This is a genomic window from Pseudoflavonifractor hominis (assembly GCF_014288125.1).
In the GTDB taxonomy this organism is placed as follows: domain Bacteria; phylum Bacillota; class Clostridia; order Oscillospirales; family Oscillospiraceae; genus Pseudoflavonifractor_A; species Pseudoflavonifractor_A gallinarum.
In genome coordinates, this window is sequence record NZ_JACOPR010000006.1 from 187,196 (window position 1) to 194,030 (window position 6,835).

At 63.3% G+C, this 6,835-nt stretch carries 6 protein-coding genes; 5 read left to right on the plus strand and 1 reads right to left on the minus strand.

Annotated elements, in window-relative coordinates; all coding sequences use genetic code 11:
• Positions 1-2: 2 nt before the first annotated feature.
• The 5 genes from H8S34_RS11025 (at position 3) to H8S34_RS11045 (ending at position 5,755) form a co-directional block, all read left to right on the plus strand.
• The gene (locus H8S34_RS11025) at positions 3-1,139 is read left to right on the plus strand and encodes a 2-methylaconitate cis-trans isomerase PrpF family protein (RefSeq protein ID WP_186963998.1); all 1,137 of its coding nucleotides are present in this window, start codon (positions 3-5) and stop codon (positions 1,137-1,139) included.
• Positions 1,140-1,160: 21 nt separating this feature from the next.
• The gene (locus H8S34_RS11030; protein ID WP_186963999.1) at positions 1,161-2,597 is read left to right on the plus strand and encodes a glutamate mutase L; all 1,437 of its coding nucleotides are present in this window, start codon (positions 1,161-1,163) and stop codon (positions 2,595-2,597) included.
• A 34-nt stretch (positions 2,598-2,631) separates the two neighbouring features.
• On the plus strand, positions 2,632-3,513 hold the full coding sequence (locus tag H8S34_RS11035; protein ID WP_101691443.1) for an isocitrate lyase/PEP mutase family protein: 882 nt from the start codon (positions 2,632-2,634) through the stop codon (positions 3,511-3,513).
• Positions 3,514-3,553: 40 nt separating this feature from the next.
• On the plus strand, positions 3,554-4,963 hold the full coding sequence (locus H8S34_RS11040; protein WP_101691442.1) for a serine dehydratase alpha family protein: 1,410 nt from the start codon (positions 3,554-3,556) through the stop codon (positions 4,961-4,963).
• 84 nt (positions 4,964-5,047) lie between these two features.
• The gene (locus H8S34_RS11045; protein ID WP_186964000.1) at positions 5,048-5,755 is read left to right on the plus strand and encodes a class I SAM-dependent methyltransferase; all 708 of its coding nucleotides are present in this window, start codon (positions 5,048-5,050) and stop codon (positions 5,753-5,755) included.
• A gap of 56 nt (positions 5,756-5,811) precedes the next feature.
• On the opposite strand, the gene H8S34_RS11050 is transcribed toward H8S34_RS11045, so the two are convergent.
• Positions 5,812-6,684, minus strand: a complete 873-nt coding sequence (locus H8S34_RS11050; protein WP_101691440.1) for a fumarylacetoacetate hydrolase family protein — start codon at positions 6,682-6,684, stop codon at positions 5,812-5,814.
• Positions 6,685-6,835 lie beyond the last annotated feature (151 nt).

A 6,835-nucleotide genomic window follows, 5' to 3' on the forward strand; every position in this document is an offset into this window, starting at 1 on the left:
CCATGAGCGAGCAAAAACGAATTCCCCTTGTCATCATGCGCGGCGGCACCAGCAAGGGTATCTATATCAAGGAAAACGACCTGCCCACCGATCCCAAGGAGCGGGATGAGCTGATCCTGCGGCTGTTCGGCAGCCCCGATGTGCGCCAGATCGACGGCCTGGCGGGTGCGGACCCCCTGACCAGCAAGCTGGCCATCATCGGGCCTCCCTCCCGGCCGGACGCCGATGTGGACTACACCTTCGCTCAGGTCTCCATCACCGACCGGGTGGTGGACTACAAGGGCAACTGCGGCAACATCTCCTCCGGCGTGGGTCCCTTTGCCATCGACGAGTCCCTGGTCAAGGCGGTGGAGCCGGTGACCCGGGTGCGCATCCACAATACCAACACGGGCAAGATGCTCTATGCCGAGGTCCAGGTGAAGGACGGCAAGGCCCGGGTCAAGGGAGACTGCGCCATCGCTGGCGTGCCCGGTACCAGCGCCCCCATCCTGCTGGACTTTGCCTCCACCGCGGGCGCGGCCACCGGCAACGTCCTGCCCACCGGCCACCCGGTGGACACCCTGGAGACCAGCCGTGGTCCCATTGAGGTCTCCATTGTGGACGTGGCCAATCCCTGCGTCTTTGTCCGCGCGAAGGATGTGGGCATGAAGGGGACCGAGACCCCCGACGTCATCGACGGCAACAAGGAGCTGCTGGCCTATCTGGAAGAGATCCGCTCCAAGTGCTGCGCCATGATCGGCATGGCCAAGGACCCCGCCGACGCCACCAAGCATTCTCCCGCCTTCCCCATGGTGGCCTTTGTCACCGAGGCGGCCGACTATGTGGACTTCACCAGCGGCAAGACCATCCATAAGGAGGATGTGGACTTTGTCTCCCGCCTGATGTTCATGCAGGTGCTCCACAAGACCTATGCCGGCACCGCCACCGCCTGCACCGGCGCGGCGGCCAAGATCAAGGGCACCATCGTCAATCAGGTCATCCCCCACATCGATGAGATCGACACCATCCGGATCGGCCATCCCGCCGGCATCATCCCCGTGGTGGCCGCCGTGGAGGGCAACGAGGTGAAGAAGTCGGCGCTGGTGCGCACCGCCCGCCGTCTCATGGAGGGCTATGCCCTGGTGCCCGACGAGGACTGAGCAAAACGGGAGGAGTGCCACATGCGTGCCAATACGCTGGTCTACGACGTAGGCAGTACCTATACGAAAGCGGCTGCCTTCCGGCTGGAGCGGGGTAAATTTACCTTTCTGGGCCGGGGTCAGTCCCTGACCACACTGAACAACATTATGGACGGGGCGGCCCGGGCCGAACAGAGCATCCGGGAGCAGGGCGTGGACTTTGACGAGACGGTACAGCGGTACAGCTCCTGCAGCGCCGCCGGCGGCCTGCGGATGGTGGCCCTGGGGTATATGCCCCGGGTCACCGCCAAGGCGGCCAAAGAGGTCTCCATGACTGCCGGAGCCCGGGTCATGCAGGTGGTCTCGGCCGAGGAGCCACTCGCCTACCGGAAAGAGGTGCTCCTGGAGATCAACCCCGACATTATCCTGCTCTCGGGCGGGACGGACGGGGGAGATGAGAGCTGTGCCCTGGAAAACGCGGAGATGATCTGCGAGCTCCACAGCCGGGCCACCGTCATCATCGCCTGCAACAAATATGCCCAGCGGGAGGTGGCCGAAAAGCTGGCCCGGGCCGGGGTGTCCTATGTACGGGTGCCCAACATCATGCCCACCATCCACGAGCTCAACGTAAAGCCCGCCCGGGAGGCCATCCACGAGCATTTCATCAAACAGATCACCCGGGCCAAGGGCCTGATGGAGTTCCGGGACAGTCTGGCCGACCACACAGTGGTCCCTACCCCCGGTGCGGTATTGCTGGCCAGTGAGCTGCTGGCCCGGGGCACCTATGAGCAGGAAGGGGCTGGATCCCTCATCCTGGTGGATATCGGCGGTGCCACCACCGACATCCACTCCATCCTGCCGGAGCTGGAAAAGCTCACCATTGAGGAGCGGGGCCTGGTCATCAACAACGAAAAGCAGTTTGCCTACCGCACGGTGGAGGGCAACCTGGGCCTGCGGGTGAGTGCCACCGGCATCCCCGAGGCAGTGGGACCCAACGCCATCCTCCGGGCCATGGACGACCCGGACGGGACGACCCCGGAGGGGGTGCTGGCCTTTGCACAGAAGCTGGAGGACCAGCCCGACTACATCCCCCAGACCGAGGAGGAGCGGATGCTGGAGCGAGCCATGGCCACCTGCGCCATCCGCACGGCTCTGCGCCGCCATGCGGGCCACTACGCCGAGGTGGAGGACCCGGTCATGGGCATCATGGCGGGGACCGCCATGGGACGCGATCTGCGCCATGTGCACCGGGTGCTCTGTGTGGGCGGCATCTTCGTCCACACCGAGGAGGCGGCGGGACGGACCATGGTCCTGCGGAGCTTTGAAGAGCCGGGGATCTCCCTCCTCCCGCTGGAGGAGCCCGATGTGATCCTGGACCGGAATTATCTCCTCTACGCCATGGGCGTTCTGGGCAAGCACTATCCCGACGCAGCCTGCTCCTTCCTCAAGGAGTATGTGGGAGCCGCAACGGAAGAATAAATGATCTAAAACATCAAATTTAGGAGTGATTTTCATGAACGGACCGAAGAAGATCCGGGAGCTCTTTGCTTCCAAGAAGACCATTGTGGCACCCGGAGCCCATGATATGCTTACCGCCAAGATCATCGGCCGCCTGGGCTTTGACGCGGTGTACATGACCGGCTATGGCCAGTCCGCCAGTCATCTGGGCAAGCCCGACGTGGGCCTCATGACCATGAGCGAGATGGTGGCCCGGGCTGCCAACATGGTGGAGTGCGCCGGCGTCCCCGTGATCGCCGATGCGGACACCGGTTTCGGCAACGCGGTCAATGTGATGCGCACCGTCCGGGAGTATGAGAAGGCCGGCGTGGCCGTCATTCAGCTGGAGGACCAGGTCATGCCCAAGAAGTGCGGCCACATGGTGGGCCGTGAGGTCATCCCCATGGAGGAGATGGTGGGCAAGATCAAGGCCGCGGTGGACGCCCGCGTGGACCCCAACTTCATGATCATGGCCCGCACCGACGCCCGCACGGTCCACGGCATCGACGCCGCGCTGGAGCGTGCCCATGCTTACAAGGAGGCCGGCGCCGACATCCTCTTCGTGGAGTCTCCCGAGTCCGAGGAGGAGATGCGCCGCATCAATGAGGAGCTGCCCGGCTGCCTGACCCTCGCCAACATGGTGGAGGGCGGCCGTACTCCCATGTTCAAGAACGCTCAGCTCTCCGAGTTTGGCTACAACCTCATCATCTATCCCACCGCGTCGGTCTATGTGACTACCAAGGCCATGGTGGACCTGTGGGAGGGCATGCGCCGGGACGACACCACCGAGACCCTCATCGACACCATGATCCCCTTCGCCCAGTTCAATGAGATCATGGGACTGCCTGAGATCCGGGCCATCGAGGCCAACTACGCCACCGGCCGCGTGGTAAAGTAAGACGACCCATTCGTCATATACGGAAAAAGGAGGAGAACCAATGCCTGACATGAGAGCTGCGATCCAGGAAAAACTGCCCCTGACCGTCAGTGAGATGGTGGCCGTCGCGCAGGAATACGGCGTGCGAGTGGTGGACGTGGTCCTGGTGGAGACCGAGCTGCGCACCGGCAAGTCCCGGGAGGAGATCCTCACGGGGATCATGGAAGAATATGCCCACAACCTCAAGGCGGTGGAGATCGGTGTCAAGGACGGCGAGAGCATCCTGTTGGGCACGGTAGCCTCCCAGCTGGCCGCGCAGGAGGGAAGCAAATGCTTTGAGGACTCCTTCCTGGACGACGCCCTGCTCTACACCCTGGGCGCCCAGGTGGGCAACCACTGCGTGGGTCTGCGCCCCTGCGCCGGAACGGGCGATTCCTGCCCCTACTCCGGCTTCATCAAGGCCATGATGGTCCACGGCTATGATGACAAGACGGTGGCCGAGACCGCCGCGCTGGTCATCAAGATCGGAAGCCTGTTCCGGGTGGGCAAGGTGACCACCGGGTGCAATATGGAGGGCTTCGGCGCCGGTTCCGCCTGCATTGCGGCGGCCACCGTCTCCATCGGGGGCGGCACCCCCGAGCAGATGGAAAAGGCCATGGTGCTGGCCCTCTCGCCCACCATCGGCGTGCCCTGCACCCCCCGGGTGCTGGTGCCCGCCCTGTGCACCACCCACGTGGGCGGCGCCATCCTGATGGGTATGTATGCCGGTCGGCTGTGCATGAAGGTGGATATGACGGTCAACGTCCCCTTTGACGTAATGCTGGCCATGGCCGCAGAGGTCCATGTGGAGTCGGGCCGCCACCTGGTGCCCACCGTGGTGGAGTATATGGAGCCCTTCTTCAAGCGCAAGCCTGCGGTGGAATCCCTGGTGAGCCAGGCCGTCCGGGATGCCGAGGCCAAGAAGATGGCCGAGACGCTGGAAAAGGCCAAGGCCAAGGCCAAGCAGCTGGCCCAGGGGACCGAGAGCATTCTCCACACCCTGGGAGACGCTGTGGTGGGCGGAAGCAGCCAGGCGGTGGGCAGCCCCACCAACGCCGCCCGCATCTGCCATGAGCTGGTCAAGGGGACCATCCGCAAGGTACGGGTGGAGCTCTATCCCGAGCTGTTTGCCCGTCGTTCCATCAACATCCCGGGCGTTCTGATGGGCGCGGTGTACGGGGCATCCACCTCGGACTATGCCATGTACAACAAGGCCGTGCAGATGGTGAAGGACGACGGGATTGAAGTGGAGATCGTAGAGGGACATGAGCCATCCCTCCAGAAGATCACCATTACCACCGATGAGATGACCTGTATGGTGGATACCCTCAACCGCGGCGGCGGCCGCCTGGTGCTGCGGGATGCCTCCCCGTCCCTGGCCGAGGCGGAGGAAGCGGCAAAGCGGCTGGGGATCGTCCTGGTACAGCCGTAAGACACGGCGATATGCACTGCGCCCCCGGACCTGGGAAGAGGACCGGGGGCGCAGTTTGCCAAATCAGAATAGGAGGCGCGGCATATGCTGCATTTAAAGGAATATCTGCCCGAACTGAACCAGGGCCTGGCCCTGGATGTGGGGACCCGGTTTGGAGAATTTGCCTTCAGCCTGGCGGAGATCATGCCGGAGGGCTCCCGGATCATCTGCCTGGACAGCGATCCCCGGACCGTGGAGCAGGCCCGGGAGAAAAACGGGGACAAGGGGATCGAGTTCCAGGTGGGAGAGGGGGCCCATATGGAGTTTGCCGACGGCACCTTTGAGGTGGTGGCCCTCTCCAACACCCTGCACCACATCGAGGACTATGACGCAGTGCTCCATGAGATGCTCCGGGTGCTGCGGCCGGGCGGGTGGCTGGTCATCAATGAGATGTTCTCCGACGGTCAGAACCGCCCTCAGCAGATCCACTTTGCCCAGCATACGCTGGAGGCTAAGCTGGATATGCTCTCGGGGGGCTTTCAGCGTCCCACTTGGAAGAAGGAGGAGATCCTTGCCATCCTGAGCCGCCTTCCGCTCCGGGAGGTGCGTACGGCAGAGCTTCTGGAGGAGCCAGAGATGGACCGGAAGCTGGAGACCAAAAATGCCAAGCTGGTAGAGCTGGTGGAAAAGAAAGCGGCCGGGAAGCCGGAGTATGAGGCGCTTCTGGAAGAGGCGCGGCAGATCCAGAAGGACTGCGCCGCATACGGCATCCAGCGCTGTACCCAGCTGCTCTATCTGGGAAAAAAGAAATAAAAAACAGGCGGGAGGATCGGTCAGATCCTCCCGCCTGCATGTTTGGTGGGGAGATGTTATCGGATGTGGGTCCGCAGGAGACCCACGCCCTGGATCTCGCACTCCACGGTGTCGCCGCTCTTGAGCCAGCGGGGCGGGTCAAAGCCCATGCCCACCCCGGCGGGGGTGCCGGTGGCGATGATGTCGCCGGGCTCCAGCGTGATGCCATGGGAGAGCTCAGAGATGAGATGGGGGATGTCCGCAAGAAACAGCCGGGTATTGCTGCTCTGACGCAGTTCGCCGTTGACTCGGCTGCACACGTCCACCTCAATGGGGAAGGGAAGGGCGCTCTTGTGGACCAGTGTGGGACCCATGATGGCAAAGCCGTCCAGGCTCTTGCCCCGGTACCACTGGTTGTGCCGCATCTGGATGCCCCGGGCCGACATGTCATTGAAAACGGAGTAGCCAAAGATATAGTCCTCCGCCTCCTCCGGGGCCACATTGCGGCATTCCCGGCCGATGACAACGGCCAGTTCCACCTCGTAGTCCAGACAGGGGTCCAGATCCAGATGACCGTCAATCGTGGCGTCATGGGGCGTCATGATGTGGGCGCGCTTGGAGAAATAGACGCTGTCCTGATGGGCAATCTTGCCCATTGCGGCCTCACTCTCCTCCAGGTGGTCCCGGTAGTTGACGCCCACGCACAGAATGTCATGGCAGGGCTTTGGGATGGGCGCGAGCAGCTGCACGGAGGAGAGGGGCGTTCCCTCCGACTGCGCCGACGCCGACGCAGCCCGGGCCAGCAGGTCCGGACCGGCGTCGGCGATGAAGGCGGTCAGAGTGGACCACGCGCCCAGACCCGCTTCCTCCAGGGAGAGCACCCTCTGCCGGTCCGCGGTGAGCAGACCGGGCAGCTGGATGCCGTCCCGCAGAAAGGTCACGAATTCCATGGGATGGTACACCTCTTATTCAGATGAGAGTAAATTACACGTAGTTGCAAACGCGGGCAATGGCCATTTCCATATAGCCGAGAGACTCGGCCTTGGTCTGCTTGCCGCTGGCCACATCGGCCACCAGCTGCAGGAGCTCGTCGCCCATCTG